This window comes from Sphingobium sp. DN12, assembly GCF_051058005.1.
Lineage (GTDB): Bacteria > Pseudomonadota > Alphaproteobacteria > Sphingomonadales > Sphingomonadaceae > Sphingobium > Sphingobium yanoikuyae.
Genome location: NZ_CP173717.1, coordinates 4,840,127 through 4,857,148, shown reverse-complemented (window position 1 = coordinate 4,857,148; position 17,022 = coordinate 4,840,127). Strand labels below are relative to the sequence as shown.

Genomic DNA, 17,022 nt, shown 5'->3' with positions numbered 1-17,022 from the left:
TCCTGTCAGTTCGGCTTGATCGGCGGCGGGAAATTGGCGAGCACGGCGGTCACCGCCTTGTCGATCACCGCCTGGTCGGGACTCTTGCGGCTGACTTCCTGCGTGGCCGTGCCGTGCCAGACCGGCTGTTTCGTCCCGGTGTCATAGATATCGACCGTCAGCGTGCCGTCGGTCACGTTGCGCACATCGACATTGCGATAGCCGCCCCAGCCGGCCCACCCGCCCCAGGGACGATAATAGGTGGCGTAGGGACCGAAATCGGTCACCTCCACCCGGTCGCGGGCGCCCAGGGTAAAGCCGATGGCAAATTCGCCGGGTTCAGCCTGGCTATAGCCGCGCGCCGCGAGGGCGGTGTCGATCGACGCCTTTACGCGCTGGAACAACAGCGGGTTCATGCCCTGCGGCACGGTGATCGACGCCCAGCTATAGCTGCGATAGCTGGCGAAATTGGCGGCGGGATCGGCATCATAATTGACCCGTGGCGTGGTGGCACAGCCTGCCAGCGCCAGCAGCAGACCCGTGACGAATATGCGCCTGTACATGTCGCGACCTCCCTTGGAATATCCCTGGGCATAGCCAAGCGCACGCCCGGCCAGCCATCGGGATTCTCCCCTAGGGAGCGCCCCGGATATCCCTATCCCATGGCGTGAAGCGGCGCCCGGCAGGCGCGATCGGACCAAAGCGGGACGATCGTCCGACCCCCGGAGAATCCGCTATGGCGCGATGCCCGCGAATGCGCGATCATCCCCTTATTCCAGCGGTCGGACGGGTGAGTCGCGGCGCCAATCGCGAAACTTTTCCTGCCGATCGCAGCCCAGCAGAGGGAGCTGTGTGCGATGGTAAGAGACTGGCCTGCAATGGTCGCAGCGGGCGCCGGCATTTGTGTGGCATTGGCCACGGCAAGCAGCATGGGCACGCCGCAGGATGCAACCCCCACCGTCAGGCTGGCGCCGCCCGCCCTGCCCTGGCTCGACGATCTGAACGCGGACAAGCCGGCGGTGCGCGCCGGACAGCAACTCGCCAGCAACCGCTAGCGCGGCCATCATCCGAGACGGACGGGCCTGCGTTGAACAGGCCGACGGATTCACGCTGAACCAGCCTGCGCTCAACCGGTCCAACTGAACCGGGAAACATTCGGCTGGGGGGCTGCACGGCTCGACTGCACGCCCTGCCCCGGCGGCGGGATGACAGCCTTCCTCATGATCGGGAGTATCGATGGATTTCCTACGCCTGTTCCAGTCGCTGGAAGAATTTCTCTATGAGGCGATGAGCTGGCTGGTCTTCTATCCCCGCACCCTATGGCGGACCATCCGCCACCCGATCCAGATGCTACGCTATTCCGACAAGGAACTGGAGGATGCGCCGGATCAGCAATTCACCGACATGCTGAGCCCGCCCTTGTTCCTGATGCTGACCATATTGCTGTCGCACCTGATCGAGGTGGCGTCGCACCAGAAGATGCCGGAGGTCGCGACCACTGGGATCGGCAAGGAAATCACCGCGTCGGAAATGAACCTGCTGGTGCTGCGCGCCTTCCTCTTCGCCATCTATCCGCTGATGTTCGCGGTGCGACGGCTGAAGGCACAAGGCCTGGCGCTCAACCGCGACACGCTGCGCCGCCCCTTTTACGCCCAATGCTATATTGCCGGGCCGGCCGCGCTGGTGCTGGGCATCGCATCGATCCTGGCGCGCCTCGGCGATGTCGGCTGGGCGGTCGCCGCGCTGGTCATCATGCTGGTGACGATCAGCTGGTATCTGCGGATCGAGACGATCTGGCTGCGCAGCCGCACCCGGAAATCGACCGGCAAGGCGTTTCGATCGGCGTTGGGCACCTGGCTGCTCGCCTCGCTGATCAACAGCGGGGCGAGCTTCCTGATCCTGGGCGGCTGACCCGGCTATTTGCCGTCCGGCGTCATCGCCATCACGTCGACGAAGCGACGCTGCGCGTCGAAGCGGCAACGGAAGCGCTTGATCCCCTCGCTGCCCTTGTCGACCGTGCCGTCGATGAAGAAGCCACCGGGCGCCTTGGCGATCGCGCCGGTCTTCACATAGGTCGGGCGAGTGCCATATTGGCCGGACGCCTCCCCCCGGCAATAAGCGGGCATGTTGCCGGGCGTCAGCGCCGGGCCGGTCGCCGCCGGCATCACCTGCGCCGCGGTCGCCGCCAGCGCCTGCACGCTGACGGTCAGGGTATAATTGGCGACTTCGTTGCGGCGGGCGGCATTGCGCATCAGATAGACGCGGATGCGATAATCGCCATTGGCGGGCAGGCGGCCGGCAAAGCTGTTGCCGGCGGTCGAACCGACGAACATGGCGCTATCCCCGGCACCGGGCGCGATCACGTTGAAATAGCTGGAGGCGTTGCTGGTCTGGAGCCGGACATTCATGGTCTGGCCGGCCCGCGCGCCGACCAGATAATCAACCATGTCATAGCCCTTGAGCGACGCCTTGATGACCTTGGACGCGGTCCCTTTGGCGAATTGCACCCGCTCGCTGCGCACCGGGGGCTGAGCGATGGCCGGCATGGCCAATGCCGACAGCGCGACGATCGCGATCATGGCATTCCTCATGATGCATCCTTTCGATCAATAGGGGTCCATCGACATCACATTGCCATTCCCCGTCACAGTGCAACGCGAGCGATAATGGCCGGACGCGATGATGATCTCGTAGCGATCCCCACCTTGCGGATAGACGCTGACCGGCACGGAACTGCCCGCCGGCACATTCTGAAACTCGTCGCCGCGCCGGGCACAGGCCCGCTGCGCCGCCGCCGGCGCGCCCCGCACGATCTGGCTGTTGGCGGCAAGCCGATTGCTCCGCTCCGCATTGCCCGCCGAAAAGCCCGAATGATAGGCTTCGCTGTCGTTGCGATCATAATCGCCGCCATACAGGCCGTCATGATAGCCGCGCTCATATTCGCTGTCATGCTGGGCCGAGCTGTCATTATGGCTCTTCTTGTGGCTGGCAAGCGCCGCGATCAGGCCGATCGCTGCCACGCCGGCTACGGCCGCTGCGGCCGTATTGCCGCCGCCATGACCGCAATCACCGTCCGACGCGCTGTCGATCGCATCATAGCGGCCATTATAGGTGACGACGCGGATGCACTGGTCCTTCGCGCTGTTCCACCAATAGTTGGTGAGGCCATTCTGCTTGGCGATGCGATAGCCGCGCGACCGGAGCGCACTTTCCCCCGAAGAGCCCCGCGCGCCGACCAGATCATCGACATCGCGCGGCGCCGCCGCATGGGCTGGCGGGATCGGAAGGGCAGCCGCCAGCAAGGCGGTCACCGACAAAAAGGTCGAAAAACGCGTCATCCTTATTTCCCCTGTTCCTGCGACGCCGGAAAGCGGAGTCGCAGACGGCCGCATGCTACAGCAACGCTGGCGCCGCGCATTCGGCAAAGCCGTGGATAGGGCTCAGGGAAAATACCGAGAAATAAAGTCCGGGAGCGATGCAAGCACCGCTCCCGGACGGCCATGGTGCCCACCGCGAAAGGGGTTAAGCGGCGGCACGGACCCGCGCGCCGATTGGGGCGACGCGCTTATGGCAAAATTCAGACGACCAGCTTGGCCGCGTAGATCAGGCTGCCCCGGCCCAACTGGGCCATGACCTGCGACCGGACGCTGTCGCCGACCGCGAAACAGCCCTGGCTGCGCCCCAGCTTGCCGCGCGCACCGGCCAGCGTGGGTTCGGCATACCAGGCACCATGCAGCACGATCGCCCGGCTCATCGCATTGTCGTTGGTCGGATCGAGCCCCTGCAAGCGCTGCGACGGGCCATGTTTGCCGACATAGGGATCGGCCGTCAGGAACGCGCCCGAACAGGAGGCGTTGGAACCGGGCGCATTGGAAAAACGCTCCAGCCAGCCGCTATGATCCGGGTCCGACCCGCTGCCATGCGCCACCAGATAGGAGGTGGTGGTGCCATCCAGCAGATTGACGATATGCAGCCGCGGCTCTGACGAGGGCGCTGCAAAATCGACCAGCGCCATGCGGTGCCGGTTGACGATCTGCGGATGCCGTTCCAGCGCCGCGCGCGCCTGCGCGAACAAAGCGGGCTTCACCAGTGCCGGCGGGGTCGGCGTGGTGAGCGGCGCGATCGGCTGGGCCGGCACCATGGGTTTCAGCGCGCGCATCGGCCCCGGCGCGGAGGCACGCGCGGTGCCAACAGCGCCCGCGACCAGGACGGAAGCGGAAAGGAGAAAACGGCGACGATCGGGGTTCATGGATGGTGCAACTAGGGTGCAGGCCCCGCCAAGGTCTTTGCCGGAATCGGGCACCGCGCACAAAGTCTTGCGCACATCCGTCCGGCCCGGCATTTTTGGCGGGCGGGGCACGTCGAAGCGGGAGAAGCGGGACATGGCCGGAACGCGGCTATCGAACGGCATCTATCGGGAAGCGGTCGCCACCATCGTGCGGCGCATCCAGAAGGCCCATGGCCTGTCCGACAGCCAGCTGGCGGAGCGGATCGGCTGTTCGGCCGGCACGGTCAAGAATGCCCGCAACGAGGCGAGCAACCTGGACGCCGTGACCCTTGCCAATATCGAGCAGGTCTTCGGCCCCGGCGCGATCGACCCCTATCTGGCGCTGGCCGATGTTCGCGCCGTACCGCTGACCCCGCCGGTGCCGGTCGAGCGGTTGCATCCGACGCTGGCGATCGTCGAGGCGCTGCACCGGATCATCGAGAAGCAGATGCCCGACAGCGAAGGCGGCACCCGCATCACATCCCACGAACTGCTGACGATCCTGAGCGAATTGCGCGAGGCGCGTGGCGTGTTCGACGCCCTCATCATGATCGCCGATCCCGCGATCGACAGCGGCGAGATCCGCTTCCGCGACAAGGGCCGCAAGCGGCTGGCCGTGGTTCACAGCCAGGGCGGCACCATCACCCGCGCCGACATCATGCACAGCGAGGACGAGGACTGAGGACTAGCGGCAGTCGATATGCGCGCCGTCCAGCCGGTGCAGGCGCAACGCCTTACCGCGCGGTTCCGCCGTCACGAAATTTCGCCAGGACGATCGGGCCTTCGGCAGCCCCACCGCGACCAGCCGGCTGTCATCGCGGATGATGGTCTCCCCTTCCAGCGTGCCGATCCGCACCGCCATCTTGCCGCATTGCCCCGCCCGGTCCTGCGCAGCATCATGGGCCAGTGCCGTCAGCACGGCGCTGCGCTCGGCATAGGCATCGCGCAGGCAGGCCGGCTGATCATCGGCGAAGGCGCAACGATTGCGGCGCTGGAACCAGGCGTCCTGCCGTTCGACATAATCGGACGCGGCATCCAGCAGCCGGGCCTGATCTGCGCTGGGCACCCGGACACGCGCATCGGCCGCCTTGAGCGCCGGGTCGGCGCAGACCAGCTTGTCCACGACGAACGCCGATCCTTCGCAGCCGGCGAGATCGGCCGGGGTTGGCGGCGGCACGGCATCGGCCGCGACCGGCGTCAGGAACAACAGCAGGGAGCAGAGCCGGGCACGCATCATGACGTCAGCCTTTTCACGCGGGGCGCCGCGACCATAGGCCAGCGCCGCCCCGCCCGGCAATCGCCCGTCGTCAGCCCGCCGTCTTGGCAATCTCCGCCGCGTAGATTTGCGGCGCGCCGTCCATGTTGGAGCGGAAGATCATCCATTTGCCGTCGGGCGTGAAGGTGATGTTGGGCTCCAGCCGATAGTCATGCTTGCGCATGTCGACGATCTTCTCGACGCCGAAAGTGCCGGGCGCGATCAGGTCTGCGGCATTGTCGGCATGGATGCCGGCCACGTCGGGAATGGCCTGGGGCGTGAAGAGATAGAGATATTTGCCGTCGGGGGCATGGGCGACCATTTCACTGTCGCCGCCGTCGCCGGAGAAATGCTGGAGGTCGGGCGCCTGGTTGTAGTGGACCGACCATTGGTTGCGGTCGACCTTGAACCATTGGCGATGCCCGGTCGCCAGCTCATAGCCCGCCAGCCAGAACACCTCGCCGCGCGGTGTCTGCAGATCATACCAGATCCACTTGCCGTCGGGCGAGAAGAACTCGTGGCCGGCGATTTCCATGTTCATGCTGCGCTTGTGGACCAGTTGCTGGCCGCTGCCGTCGGTGCGGATCGTCCAGATCCGGTCGACCTTGTGCCAGGGGCCTTCATGGCAATACATGATGAGATTGGGGTCGGTCGGCGAGAACTGGATATGGTTGAGCCAGTCGGTCGATGCGACCACCACCTTGCGCTCCCCGGTGCGGATGTCGATGGTGAAGATCTCCATCGGAATGCGCGCTTCCAGTCGCTCGTTGAGGCGCACTTCCTTCGCCTCGGCAAAGCTGAGCGGCTTTCCGTCCGGGCCGTTGGCGGCATAATTGGCCTGGCCGAACTGCTGCTTGATCTCCGGCGCGGCGCGCTTCTGGGTGCCGTCGGGCTGGAGCGGCTTGTCGCTTGCCGCCCATTGGCCGAGCAGCAGCGTCTCGTCCGCATTGATCGAGCCGATCGAACCGCGATCGACGGTCGCGATCTTGCGCACCTTGCCGCTGTCGATGTCGGCGGCATAGAGGGTCGTCGCGCCGGCGCCATCATCGCGCCTGTGACTGGCATAATAGGCGGTGCGCGTCTTGCGCCCGGTGAAGAGCAGCTGGATATCCTTGCCCTTGACCAGCGGCCTTATGCTCCAGTCCGCCAGCGTCAGCACCGAAATGCCGTCGGGGGTGGAGATCACCATCTTGTCGCCCTGCGGCGTATAGCTGTTCTGGTGGAAATAGAGGCTGGCGCTGCCCGGCGTGTCGGTCAGCCGCAGCACGCGATGACCGGTGGTCTGGTCGACCCATTCGGCCACGGGCTTGGCCAGCGCCGGGGTCGCCGCGCTTACGGTCAGCGCCGCCATCAGGCCAATCATCATCGTCTTCATCTTAAGGCCCTTCATCAGTTGGCGGCGTCAGCGAGCGCGTCGGGAATGAGCGCCAGATTCTCGATCGCGGCAAGGCCCCATTGCGACGCCGCATTGGTGGAGACGTCGGGCCATTCGACGATCGGGCGGACATAGGCCGGCCCCTTCAGCGCCACGCGCGGATCGCCGTTCGACAGGCCGAGGCCCGCGTCGCCGCCCAGAAACTCCTTCCAGGCCCGGACCGCCAATTCCCTGTCGCCGGTCTCGCGCGCGACATAGGCGGTCAGGCGCGAATGGCCTTCCTTGAGGTTGCGGCGGCCGAAGGGCTGGTCGAACTTCGCCTTCCATTCCTGTGGCGAGGCATTGAACCAGCGGCAATAGTCGAGCCAGGCGGTGCGATAGCGCGGCACGTCGAGCAGGTCGAGAAGCTCGGCATTCACCTCCAGCGCGCCGAACACGGCATTGAGGTGCGAGATGGAAATCTTGTCCCCCGCCCCCATGAAGCGCCCGGTCTTGAGGTCATAGGGGGCGCTGCCCGCCAGCCAGCCATATTTCAGCCGACCGATGCTATCCATGCCGTTCAGCAGTCGCTCGCGCCACTTCTTGTCGCCGGTCCGCTCCCATTCGGTGAGCCAGGCCGAGGCGACCGAACACCACATGGTGCCGAAGCTCAAATCAATGACCCCCGCCGGCAGCGGCGTGCGCTCCGCCCCCGGCACCTTGCGGCCGATCTCGACATGCTCCAGCGACAGGTCGGACGTCACCAGATCGCGCATCAAATCACCGGCCCGCTCGTCGGCGGTCAGATAATAGAAGATGCGGCGATACATGGCGTTGCTGACGCGCGGCTGCTTGCTGCTGTCGCTCCAGTGCTGGACGCCATGGCGGGTGCCCAGCCCCTTGAACCGGCCGAGATGATAGACGTCGACCTCGCCGGTATGGCGGGTCAGCGCCTCGGCAAAGCGGAAGGCGGCGGCATTGCCGGTGCGCAGCACGCTGGTCCAGAACCACAGGTCGGGCGACAATTCGCTATTGTCCCAGGCGAAGCCGCCAATGTCATAGCGCCAGACATGCCGGTCGAAATCATAGGTGTGCATGATGTCGCCATGGTTCCAGAAACCATACCAGCGGCGGCGATCCACTTCACCGACATAGAAGTCGACCAGGTTGCTATTCTGGTCCTCGATCCGCGCCTTCATCGGCGTCGAGCGGTCCGGCAGGCTCCAGATGCCGAACACGCCGGCTTCATGGATGCGGTCGGGCGTCACCATCAGCTGCGGCGGCACGGCGTTCGCCTGTGCCATGGCGGCCAGCGCATCGGCCGAAGGGGTGGCGGCGCAGGCCCAAAGGGTCAGCTCGCTGGTGCGGGCGACGCCGGTCGCGGCATCCCAGCCCGGTTCGTAATCCTCATAGGTGATGTCGAGCCCTTCATTCTGGGCGTCATAACCCTCCATCCCCAGGACGCCGCGATAGGAGCGCATGTCCATCGGCTTGGCGTCGGGCGACCAGAGCCAGGCGGTCAGCGTCGCGGTGTCGCTTTCGGCGTCCCGAATGCTGATCTGGGACGGGTGGCGCTGCCAGAAATAGCGGGTGGCGATCGCCGCGCCGCCCTGGGGCGATCCGATATAGCCCAGGCCCTGCGACCGGCTGCCGGCAACGGAATCGACCCAGGCATGGCCGTCCTGCGTCCGCTTGGCGATGGCGAAACCGTCGGCCGACAATTGGGTCAGGTCGAAATCGCCCCAGGTCGGGATGCGATCGAGCAGCTTGGCGACGCCGGGCGCCATCGCGTCCATCGGCACCGCCTTGCCGGCGATCTGTGCGGCGCGCACCACCTTGCCCGGATCGCGGCGCAGGCCGGTGAGCGGCCGCACCGCTTCGCTGAACAGGCCATCGTCGGCGGTGGCGAGGCGGACATGACGGTCATGCGCGGCGCCGGCCATCGGCACGGCGGCGGTGAGGCCGATGCCGCTGATGAAATCCTTCGCCGGATCGCCATCGAAGATGAAGCTATGGACGATGCGCAGATGATCGCCGCCGGCATGGGCATAGAGGCGCAGGGTGAAGGGCAATATCTGCCGCCCCTGCCCTTCATGCCCCTGTCCTTCATGCATGCCGATCAGCTTGACGACGGCGCGGACCGGCCCCTTTTGCTCGACGGTGGCGCTGGTGATGCGGCCGGTGAAGGGCGTGCGGGTGCCACCTTCAGGCGCGCTGTCGACGCTGGCGACCAGCGTCAGGGGACCAACGACGGTGCGGCCGCCCTGCTGCGCCGACTGGATAATCGCAGTACCCGACCGGCCGATGCTCCAGCGCAGCGCGCCGACCTGAATCTCGATCCGGTCCGCCAGTTCGCGCACCAGCACCGGCGCCTGCGGCGCGGCGGGCTTGCCCTGCACCACGCGCAGCGCACCGGGCTGGCCGGTGCCGGCGGGCAGCGCATGGGCGGTCCATTTGATCGACCCGTCGGGCCAGGTGGCGAGTGTCCAGTGCTGCGAGGGCAGAGCGGTGCCATCGGCGCCCTGCACCGACAGCGGCTTGCCGGCGCGCAGCACCCCGCGCGGCCATGGCACGCCGAAGGTCTGGCCGAGCGAGAGCGGCGGGGCGGCATCGTCGATCCAGCGCACCGGGGTGTCCGGCATGGCGCCGCCGCGCGCACTGGTCGCCGCCTGCGCCGCGCCCGGCAGCAGCGCGGTCGCGCTCGCCATCAATCCCGCCTTCAGGCTGTCGCGCCGGCTGATCCCCGCCCTGATATCCACTTTGCTCTCCCTTTTATGTTGTTCAGATCTTGGTGATGGTGAAGTTGCGGACCTGGAGATGGCTCTGCGTCGTGCGCAGGCCGAAATGGCCGCTGCGATAGGGATCGGGATCGTCGAGCGCGAACAGGGTCGCCCCGTCCCGCTCCACCACGATTTGCGATCCATTGGCGATCAGGCCGATCGAAAACCATTGATTGGGCACCAGCATCGCCGCCTTGTCGGTGCGGTCATGCTCGGGCAGCAGCGGGCGATGGCCCGGTTCGCCGACATAGCGACGCATCCGCGTGGTGCTGTTCCGGTTGCCGCCAATGCCGACATAATAGGTGCGGAGGCTGTCATACTCCTCGAACGTGCCGCTGCGCGTGCGGCCGAGCGCCGATCCGCCGGGCGCGGCCGGGTCGCGCGCCATCCAGAAGGCGTTGACGTCGCTGACCTCGTCATAAGGGCCGCCATCCGACACGGCGCGCACATCATAGCGGATCGCGACCGGACCCTTGAGCACCTGACGGAACCAGAGCGTCAGTCCCTTCGGCGCGACGATATCGAGCAGGCCATCCTGCGCGGTCACGCGCGCGTCGCCCACTGCCTCCAGCTGCCATTGCTTGAGGCCATGACGGAAATCGTCGCGCCACAGCGGCTTGCGGCCAGCAGCGTTCAAGGGGCCGGCGATCGGCGCGAGGGCCAGCGATGCAAGGAGGGTGCGGCGAGAGAACATGGCGACCTGTCCCGCTTGATCTTGAAAAAATGATGCTGCGGGTCGGGCATGTCCCGACCCGCAGCCTGTCTCATGACCTGGGGGAGGCCAGGCCATGAGCGCCAATCAGAGCTTGAAGCGGATACCGCCATAGACGCGGCGGCCGACCGTCTCGATGATGGTGCGGCGTTCGACGCTGTTGGCATTTTCCTTGCGCGTCGCGTCGAGCAGGTTGACGCCTTCCAGGAACATCGAGATGCCCGGCATCAGCGTGACGTTGAGCGACGCATCGAGCTGGCCATAGGCTTCGCCGAACTCGGGATTATTGCCGCGGCCCTGCGCCGTGATCAGATATTTGGACCGCCAGTTATAGGCGCCCCGCAGGCTGACGACGTCGTCTTCATAATAGGCCGAGATATTGTAGGCATGGCGCGACAGACCCTGGAAGGGCAGGGAATCGCCGGTGAAATAATCCTTCCCTTCGTAGCCGCTATCCTTGGAATAGGTATAGTTGGCGACCACGCCCATCTGCTTCAGCACCGGCACGTCGATGAAGTCGAACGCGATCTGCGCGCCGGCTTCCACGCCGTTGATCGTCACCTTCTGCGTGCCGTTGGTGGGCACGGTGATGGTGTAGGTCACGCCGCTGGCATCGGTGTAGGGCTCGGTCGTGTTCTGGATGAACGAGCTGATTTCCTTGCGGAAATAAGTGACCGACGCGAAGCTGGTGCGGTTGATATAATATTCCAGACCCGCATCATATTGGCGGGCGCGGAATGGCTGCAGATCCGGGTTGCCGCGCGAACCCGACAGGCCGACCACGTCGATGGTGAAGCGCGGTGCCAGCTGCTGCGGCAGCGGACGGGCCATCACTTCGGTCGCGGTCGCACGCGCCATCAGCTTGTTGGGGATGAGTTCCGCCTTCACGTTGATCGAGGGCAGGAATTCGGTGCCGTTGCTGTCATAGGATACGGGTGAGATCACGCCGCCGGTGCTGAGATAGCCCGAGGTGTTGACCTTGGTATTGACGACGCGGGCGCCGATCACGCCGCTGACGGGCACGGCCCCGACGTCGAAGGCAAAGCTGGCCTGGCCATAGCCGGCCAGATTGCGTTCGCCGACCTTCCAGGTGTCGGTATAGACCTGGCAGGTGCCGTCGGCATTGGCCGGGCAGCCGCCTTCCGCGAACGGATCGGGAATGCCGACCGCATCGGCAATGCCCTGCGTCATGTTGAGCCAGCCGCTATAATCGCCGGTGAAGCCCAGATTGCCGGTGTGGAAGAAGGGCGAGGTGCCAAGCGCTGCATTGCCGCTGATGATGCTGTCGATCTGCGACTGCACCGCCGGATCGCTGAAGCCATTGAGCGTCGTGGTGCGGGTGTAGAAGCGGCTCTTGACCGTCAGGTCACGATACTGGCCACCGATCTTGAACGAGGTGAACAGGCCACCGTCGGTCTTATACTCGGCGTCCAGCTTGGCCATCTTTTCGGTCTGGTCGTCATAGCGCGGACGGCGCAGCACGGTCAGCTGGTTGATGCCGGCCGTGGTGGTCGGATCATTGGGCAGGATGATGTTCGGCGCATTCTGGCCGTTGCTATAGTCGACGATCAGGCTGGACATGCCGGTAACGGCCGCGGTCGCATTGATCTCGTTATTATAGGCCTTGGCCTTGGACAGCGAGATTTTCGGCGTCAGCGTCAGGTTGCCGGTCGTCCAGTCGGCGCCCAGCGCGACATTATAGGTGGTGCGCTTGATGTCGCCCAGAATGTTGCGATAGGACACGCCCAGCTGGCTGGTCTGCGCCTTCGACGTATTGTTGGTCATCACCAGATATTCGACCGTATTGTCCGGGCCGATGATGGTGTTTTCCGTGTCGACGATGCCGCCGCTGGTGCCGGTCTGCAGATATTGCGAGGTCACCGACTGGATCGACTTGGTCCAGTTGCTTTCGACATAGGCCTTGAAATCGTCGCTCGGGCGCCATTCCAGGATGCCGTTCAGCGCATAGCGGCGGGTTTCCAGGCGGTTGATGACATAGCGCGGAATGTCGGGGAAGAAATCGCCGACGCCGTCATTGTTGAGGTCATAGACGGCACCGTTGGCGTCCTTCAGCTGGACCCAGCCGGTGGTGCGCGCCTGATGGCTTTCGACATTGCGGTTCTCGAACGTGCCCGACACCAGCACGCCGATCGTGCCATTGGCGAAGGTGTCGCTGCCGATCAGCGCCAGGCGCGGATCCATATGGTCGCCGATATCGGCATAGATGGCCTGGGCGGAACCGGCCAGATAGGGCTTACCGCCATTGTCGAACGGCCGGCGGGTGATGACGCGCACGGTGCCGCCGACGCCGCCTTCGGTCATGTCGGCGGTGGCCGACTTCACCACTTCCAGGCGGTTGACGAATTCGGAGGGCAGATCGCGGAAATCGACGTCGCGGCCGCCGCCCACGGTGGTGGACAGGGCGGTGACGCCGTTGATCTCGACGCGGTTCAGTGACGGATCGGCGCCGCGGATGGTGATGCCGGAGCCTTCGCCGTCGGAACGGGTCAGCTGGACGCCGGTCACGCGCTGCAGCGCTTCACCGACATTCTTGTCCGGGAACTTGCCGATATCCTCGGCCGAAATGGCGTCCAGAACCTGGGCGGCGTTGCGCTTGGCGTTGAGCGCGCCCTGAAGGCTGGAACGGATACCGGTGACGACGATATCCTCGCTGCTCGCTTCGGGCGCCTGCTGGGGCTGTTCGGACTGCTGCTGGTCTTGTGCCGCGGCCGGCATGGCGCCCAGCAGGACGGCGGCGACGGCCGACGTCGACAACAAGGCGCGATAATTGGAAAACCTCACTTAAACATCCTCCCTATGCGTGCCCCCCCGTTTGGGCACGGGTTTGAGGTCGACCGCGACCAGACCCCGCCGCGACAACCCTTTGATATCCCATATATTGGGTCTTTATATCTATATATGGACACGTAGGGATGGCGCTCTATTTGCGACGAAGCGAGCCAAACCATCGACAAATCGTTGACATAACGGACCATGGTTCCATCATGTGGATCATTAGGCGTCACCAGACGCTTCACCGCGAATCCGGACGCGCCAGTCGCGTTAAGCCGCCTGGCGGATCGAGCGCCAACGCGTTCCAGATTGTGGAATGGGTGCGCCGCTCAGGCGACAGGTCGCGCCAGCAGGGCGTGCAACTGTTGTTCGACAGCGATGTCCGCCCGATCTGCGATCAGCCAGCATTCGCCCGCCATCCAGGGCTGACCGTCGATCAAACCGCTCCCCTGCAACGGGATGAACCAGAACGGCCCCTGATCCTGCCGAACCCGTTCGCCAGCCTCATGCACCAGATTTTCGAGCGTGAAGGGGGCGCCGGTTTCCTCCACCAGCATAGCGGCACCCTCGCTGGTCACATGCTGCGCCAGCCGGTCATAGGGCACAGGCTCACTGACGGCCATGCCGGCATCCAGATGCAGTTCGCGGGGGCGCCCATAATCAAACAGGCGATAGGTCACGTCGTTATTCTGCTGCACTTCGACGAGGGTGATGCCGCCGCCGATGGCATGGATCGTGCCTGCCGGAATATAGTAGAAATCGCCCGGCTTCACCGGCTTCCAGTCGATCAGCTGCTCAATCGACCCATCCAGCGCGGCCGCTCTCAACGCATCGGTATCGACCGGTCGGGTCAGGCCGATACCCAGCCGGGCGTCCCCTTCGGTTGCCAGCACATACCAGCATTCCGACTTGCCACCAGTCAGCCCCATGGCCTGCGCCTGGGCATCGTCGGGATGGACCTGCACCGACAATTTTTCGCTGGTGAAGAGATATTTGACCAGCAGCGGCTGGGGCATATCGGGGGCCGCCGTGAACCAGATCTCGCCCACGCGACGATCGGTACTCAACCCAAAGCGCGCAGGCAAATCCCTGCGTCCCCAAGGCTTTTCGACGGCGCTCGGAATCAGGCGATAGGACGACATATCTGAAGCCATAGCAGAATGGCAATCGCTGTCATGCCATCATCCGTGCCAAGCCGATATCTTCCTGCGTCAACAAGTAATTCTCGACCAGACGCATGTATCAGCCTGCCAGCCCTTTGATATCGGCAGTCAGATCCAGCACCTGCGCTGCCTCGAAACTGGCGACCGGATAGGCGCAATAATCGGCGGCATAGTAAGCGCTGGGGCGGTGGTTGCCCGATGCGCCCAGGCCGCCGAACGGCATCGCCCCGCTGGCGCCGGTGGTCGGCCGGTTGCGGTTGACGACGCCGGCCCGACTTTCCAGCAGGAACCGGTCCCAAAGCGCATCGTCGGCGGAAACAAGCCCCGCCGCCAGGCCATAGCGGGTCGCATTGGCGGCCGCGATCGCCGCGTCGAAATCGGCGACGCGGATCACCTGCAGCAGCGGTGCGAAAATCTCCTCGTCGGGGGCATTCACCCCGGTCATGTCGATGATGCCCGGCGTCAGGAAGGCCGCGCCCAGGTCCGCCGGCTGTTCCAGCGGCAGCAATTCGACGCCGCCCAGCGCCAGCAGCGCGGCATGGCGCGCTTTGGCATGGGCCGCCGCCTCAGCGGAGATCAGCGCGCCCATATAGGGTTCGGGCTGGCTGTCCCAGGCGCCGATCGTCAGCCGCCGGGCCAGCGCCACCGTTGCGTCGAGGATCGCGTCGCCCGCCGCGCCCTGCGGCACGATCAGCCGGCGGGCGCAGGAACAGCGCTGGCCTGCGGTGATGAAGGCCGACTGGACGATGATCGAGGCGACCGCCTGTGCATCGCCGTCCCAGGCGACCAGCGGATTATTGCCGCCCAGCTCCAGCGCCAGGATGACGCCGGGCCGGTCGGCCATCACGCGCGAGAAATGCGCGCCCGCTGCCGCTGATCCGGTGAACAACAGGCCGTCGATATCCTGCGCGATCAATGCCGCGCCAGTGTCCCGCCCGCCCTGCAACAGGGTGAAGACGCCATCGGGCAGGCCCGCGTCGCGAAACGCCTGCGCCATCAATTCGCCCACCAGCGGGGTCAGTTCGGACGGCTTGAAGATGACCACATCGCCTGCCAGCAGGGCTGGCACGATATGGCCGTTGGGCAGATGGCCGGGGAAATTATAGGGACCAAGCACGGCCATCACGCCATGCGGCTTGTGGCGCAGCACGGCCCGGCCGAACGGGGTCGCCTGCTCGCGCGATCCGGCGCGTTCCGCCTGTGCCGCGATCGAAATATCGACCTTGCCGATCATCGAGGCGATTTCGGTCTTCGCCTCCCATAGCGGCTTGCCGGTCTCCCGCGCGATCGCCTTGGCAAAGGCAGCGCTGCGGTCCGACAGCAGCGCCTTGTAGCGGCGGACATGATCCTCGCGTTCGGATTGCGACAGTGCTGCCCAGGCCGGAAAGGCGGCGCGGGCGCGCGTCACGGCCGCTGCACAGGTCGCGGCATCGGCCGCCTCCCCTTCCCACAGGAGCGTGTCGCTGGCCGGATCGATCGAACGGAAAATCATATGGCCTCCAGAAAGCGGGACAAGGATAGCGCACCCTTTTCCAGCCTCCTAGCGCCTTGCGGGCGCGACGGGATAATGAATCCCGCCGCGCCCTTCATGCCGATCCGGAATAAGCGGTGCCTATTCCAGATAGGTGGTGCGCAGCGCCGCAATGTCCACCGGCGTCAGGCCGATTTCCTGAGCCAGATAGGCATCCACCGATCCCCAGCGCGTGTCGATTTCGGCGAAGGCATAGGTCAGGAAGGGCGTGCCGTCGGGCAGCACCAGCGGATTGGCCTTGGCCATCGCTCCGCCCTTCTGCATCTGTGCGAACATGCCGGCGATCGGGCTGCTCTGCGCCACGGCATCGCTCATCGGCGGCACTTCATATTGCGGGCGGCGCGACGGCGTCGAGAGCACATAGTCGCGATAGATGACATCGCGCGGCACGCCCAGCGACGACAGGATCATCGCGCTGACAAAGCCGGTGCGGTCCTGCCCGGCCGAGCAGTTGTAGAGCAGCGGTCCGTCCTTCGACAGCAGCCGGGCGAAGAGGATACGCAGTTGCGGCTTCAACTGGGTCGGCAGGCTGCGATAGGTGCCGGCATAGGCCTCGACCTGCTTGGCCGGGTCCATATTCTTGGGATCGAACTTCATGCCCTGCATCATCGCGGCCATCGAATAGCCGACCGCATTATAGGGGATGCCGTCCAGCTTGGTCGGCGCGAACAGCCGTTCCTCGTCCGAGCGGAGATCGACCAGATTGGCGACGCCCAGCGCCTTCACCTGTGCCACGTCGGCCGGGGTCAGCATGGCCTGCCCGCCCGATCGATAGATCCGGCCCCAGCGGACATGCTTGCCGCCGGCCGCCGGATAGCCGCCCAGATCCCGGAAATTGGAGGATTGCTCCATCACCAGCACACGCTCGGCCACGCGCGTCACCGCGCCGCTCTTGCTGTCGCGCAGCAGGAAATAGGGGCGGGTGCCCGGCGCCACCTGTACCTCCCGCACGCCGTCCTTGTCCCCGGCCGCCACCAGCGTAGCATTGGCAATGGGGGCATCGGGGCGATCGGCCTGCAACAGATCGACCGGATCGGCATCGCTCCAGCGGATCGCCAGCTTGTCGGACGCCACCCGTTCCACCACCGGATCGGCGATGGTGCCGGCGAAGGCTGCGACTGACATCGTCAGGGGCAGCGCCACCAGCGCGGCGCGGATCATCATCTTGCGCATAATCTTTCCTCTCTC

General features: G+C 65.3%; 15 protein-coding genes. 3 read left to right on the top strand and 12 right to left on the bottom strand.

The window, feature by feature from the left end:
* Nucleotides 1-5 precede the first annotated feature (5 nt).
* Nucleotides 6-542: a DUF4136 domain-containing protein gene (locus ACI6S0_RS23135; RefSeq protein ID WP_434404492.1), complete on the bottom strand. Its 537-nt coding sequence runs from the start codon at nt 540-542 to the stop codon at nt 6-8.
* A 294-nt stretch (nt 543-836) separates the two neighbouring features.
* On the opposite strand from ACI6S0_RS23135, the gene ACI6S0_RS23130 reads away from it, so the two are divergent.
* Both ACI6S0_RS23130 and ACI6S0_RS23125 read left to right on the top strand, forming a co-directional pair.
* Nucleotides 837-1,034, top strand: a complete 198-nt coding sequence (locus tag ACI6S0_RS23130) for a hypothetical protein (protein ID WP_185705936.1) — start codon at nt 837-839, stop codon at nt 1,032-1,034.
* A gap of 181 nt (nt 1,035-1,215) precedes the next feature.
* Entirely contained in the window at nt 1,216-1,890 is a 675-nt protein-coding gene (locus ACI6S0_RS23125; RefSeq protein ID WP_185705938.1) for a hypothetical protein, read from the top strand.
* 5 nt (nt 1,891-1,895) lie between these two features.
* Here ACI6S0_RS23125 and ACI6S0_RS23120 read toward each other — a convergent pair whose 3' ends face one another.
* The 3 genes from ACI6S0_RS23120 to ACI6S0_RS23110 all read right to left on the bottom strand — a co-directional run bounded on the left by ACI6S0_RS23120 (nt 1,896) and on the right by ACI6S0_RS23110 (nt 4,228).
* Nucleotides 1,896-2,570 (bottom strand): hypothetical protein, encoded by a 675-nt coding sequence (locus tag ACI6S0_RS23120; RefSeq protein WP_434404491.1) that lies wholly within the window; start codon nt 2,568-2,570, stop codon nt 1,896-1,898.
* A 15-nt stretch (nt 2,571-2,585) separates the two neighbouring features.
* On the bottom strand, nt 2,586-3,317 hold the full coding sequence (locus ACI6S0_RS23115) for a hypothetical protein (RefSeq protein ID WP_434404490.1): 732 nt from the start codon (nt 3,315-3,317) through the stop codon (nt 2,586-2,588).
* Nucleotides 3,318-3,556: 239 nt separating this feature from the next.
* Entirely contained in the window at nt 3,557-4,228 is a 672-nt protein-coding gene (locus ACI6S0_RS23110) for a murein L,D-transpeptidase catalytic domain family protein (protein WP_029547954.1), read from the bottom strand.
* 133 nt (nt 4,229-4,361) lie between these two features.
* Here ACI6S0_RS23110 and ACI6S0_RS23105 point away from each other — a divergent pair, with 133 nt between their 5' ends.
* Nucleotides 4,362-4,928: an XRE family transcriptional regulator gene (locus tag ACI6S0_RS23105; protein WP_367348276.1), complete on the top strand. Its 567-nt coding sequence runs from the start codon at nt 4,362-4,364 to the stop codon at nt 4,926-4,928.
* A gap of 3 nt (nt 4,929-4,931) precedes the next feature.
* Here ACI6S0_RS23105 and ACI6S0_RS23100 read toward each other — a convergent pair whose 3' ends face one another.
* The 8 genes from ACI6S0_RS23100 to ACI6S0_RS23065 form a co-directional block, all read right to left on the bottom strand.
* On the bottom strand, nt 4,932-5,483 hold the full coding sequence (locus ACI6S0_RS23100; RefSeq protein ID WP_367348275.1) for a hypothetical protein: 552 nt from the start codon (nt 5,481-5,483) through the stop codon (nt 4,932-4,934).
* Nucleotides 5,484-5,553: 70 nt separating this feature from the next.
* Nucleotides 5,554-6,876, bottom strand: coding sequence for an oligogalacturonate lyase family protein (locus ACI6S0_RS23095; protein WP_434404489.1), 1,323 nt, complete (start codon nt 6,874-6,876; stop codon nt 5,554-5,556).
* Between the two features lie 14 nt (nt 6,877-6,890).
* Nucleotides 6,891-9,614: a Tat pathway signal sequence domain protein gene (locus tag ACI6S0_RS23090; protein WP_434404488.1), complete on the bottom strand. Its 2,724-nt coding sequence runs from the start codon at nt 9,612-9,614 to the stop codon at nt 6,891-6,893.
* 22 nt (nt 9,615-9,636) lie between these two features.
* Nucleotides 9,637-10,329 (bottom strand): DUF6250 domain-containing protein, encoded by a 693-nt coding sequence (locus ACI6S0_RS23085; RefSeq protein WP_434404487.1) that lies wholly within the window; start codon nt 10,327-10,329, stop codon nt 9,637-9,639.
* A gap of 105 nt (nt 10,330-10,434) precedes the next feature.
* Nucleotides 10,435-13,149, bottom strand: a complete 2,715-nt coding sequence (locus tag ACI6S0_RS23080) for a TonB-dependent receptor (RefSeq protein WP_434404486.1) — start codon at nt 13,147-13,149, stop codon at nt 10,435-10,437.
* A 320-nt stretch (nt 13,150-13,469) separates the two neighbouring features.
* Nucleotides 13,470-14,282 carry a class I mannose-6-phosphate isomerase gene (locus ACI6S0_RS23075; RefSeq protein ID WP_434404485.1) on the bottom strand — a complete coding sequence of 271 codons (813 nt, stop codon included), beginning with the start codon at nt 14,280-14,282 and terminating at the stop codon, nt 13,470-13,472.
* A gap of 100 nt (nt 14,283-14,382) precedes the next feature.
* Nucleotides 14,383-15,795, bottom strand: a complete 1,413-nt coding sequence (gene astD, locus ACI6S0_RS23070) for a succinylglutamate-semialdehyde dehydrogenase (RefSeq protein WP_434404484.1) — start codon at nt 15,793-15,795, stop codon at nt 14,383-14,385.
* A 120-nt stretch (nt 15,796-15,915) separates the two neighbouring features.
* Nucleotides 15,916-17,007: a tyrosine-protein phosphatase gene (locus tag ACI6S0_RS23065; RefSeq protein ID WP_434404483.1), complete on the bottom strand. Its 1,092-nt coding sequence runs from the start codon at nt 17,005-17,007 to the stop codon at nt 15,916-15,918.
* Nucleotides 17,008-17,022: the final 15 nt, after the last annotated feature.

Excerpts from the sequence above, each read along its gene's own strand:
- ACI6S0_RS23100 (WP_367348275.1), bottom strand. The coding sequence starts at position 5,483 with ATGATGCGTGCCCGGCTCTGCTCCCTGCTGTTGTTCCTGACGCCGGTC.
- ACI6S0_RS23110 (WP_029547954.1), bottom strand. The coding sequence starts at position 4,228 with ATGAACCCCGATCGTCGCCGTTTTCTCCTTTCCGCTTCCGTCCTGGTC.
- astD (WP_434404484.1), bottom strand. The coding sequence starts at position 15,795 with ATGATTTTCCGTTCGATCGATCCGGCCAGCGACACGCTCCTGTGGGAA.
- ACI6S0_RS23130 (WP_185705936.1), top strand. The coding sequence starts at position 837 with ATGGTAAGAGACTGGCCTGCAATGGTCGCAGCGGGCGCCGGCATTTGT.
- ACI6S0_RS23095 (WP_434404489.1), bottom strand. The coding sequence starts at position 6,876 with ATGAAGACGATGATGATTGGCCTGATGGCGGCGCTGACCGTAAGCGCG.
- ACI6S0_RS23120 (WP_434404491.1), bottom strand. The coding sequence starts at position 2,570 with ATGAGGAATGCCATGATCGCGATCGTCGCGCTGTCGGCATTGGCCATG.
- ACI6S0_RS23125 (WP_185705938.1), top strand. The coding sequence starts at position 1,216 with ATGGATTTCCTACGCCTGTTCCAGTCGCTGGAAGAATTTCTCTATGAG.
- ACI6S0_RS23075 (WP_434404485.1), bottom strand. The coding sequence starts at position 14,282 with ATGTCGTCCTATCGCCTGATTCCGAGCGCCGTCGAAAAGCCTTGGGGA.
- ACI6S0_RS23065 (WP_434404483.1), bottom strand. The coding sequence starts at position 17,007 with ATGCGCAAGATGATGATCCGCGCCGCGCTGGTGGCGCTGCCCCTGACG.
- ACI6S0_RS23115 (WP_434404490.1), bottom strand. The coding sequence starts at position 3,317 with ATGACGCGTTTTTCGACCTTTTTGTCGGTGACCGCCTTGCTGGCGGCT.
- ACI6S0_RS23105 (WP_367348276.1), top strand. The coding sequence starts at position 4,362 with ATGGCCGGAACGCGGCTATCGAACGGCATCTATCGGGAAGCGGTCGCC.
- ACI6S0_RS23085 (WP_434404487.1), bottom strand. The coding sequence starts at position 10,329 with ATGTTCTCTCGCCGCACCCTCCTTGCATCGCTGGCCCTCGCGCCGATC.
- ACI6S0_RS23135 (WP_434404492.1), bottom strand. The coding sequence starts at position 542 with ATGTACAGGCGCATATTCGTCACGGGTCTGCTGCTGGCGCTGGCAGGC.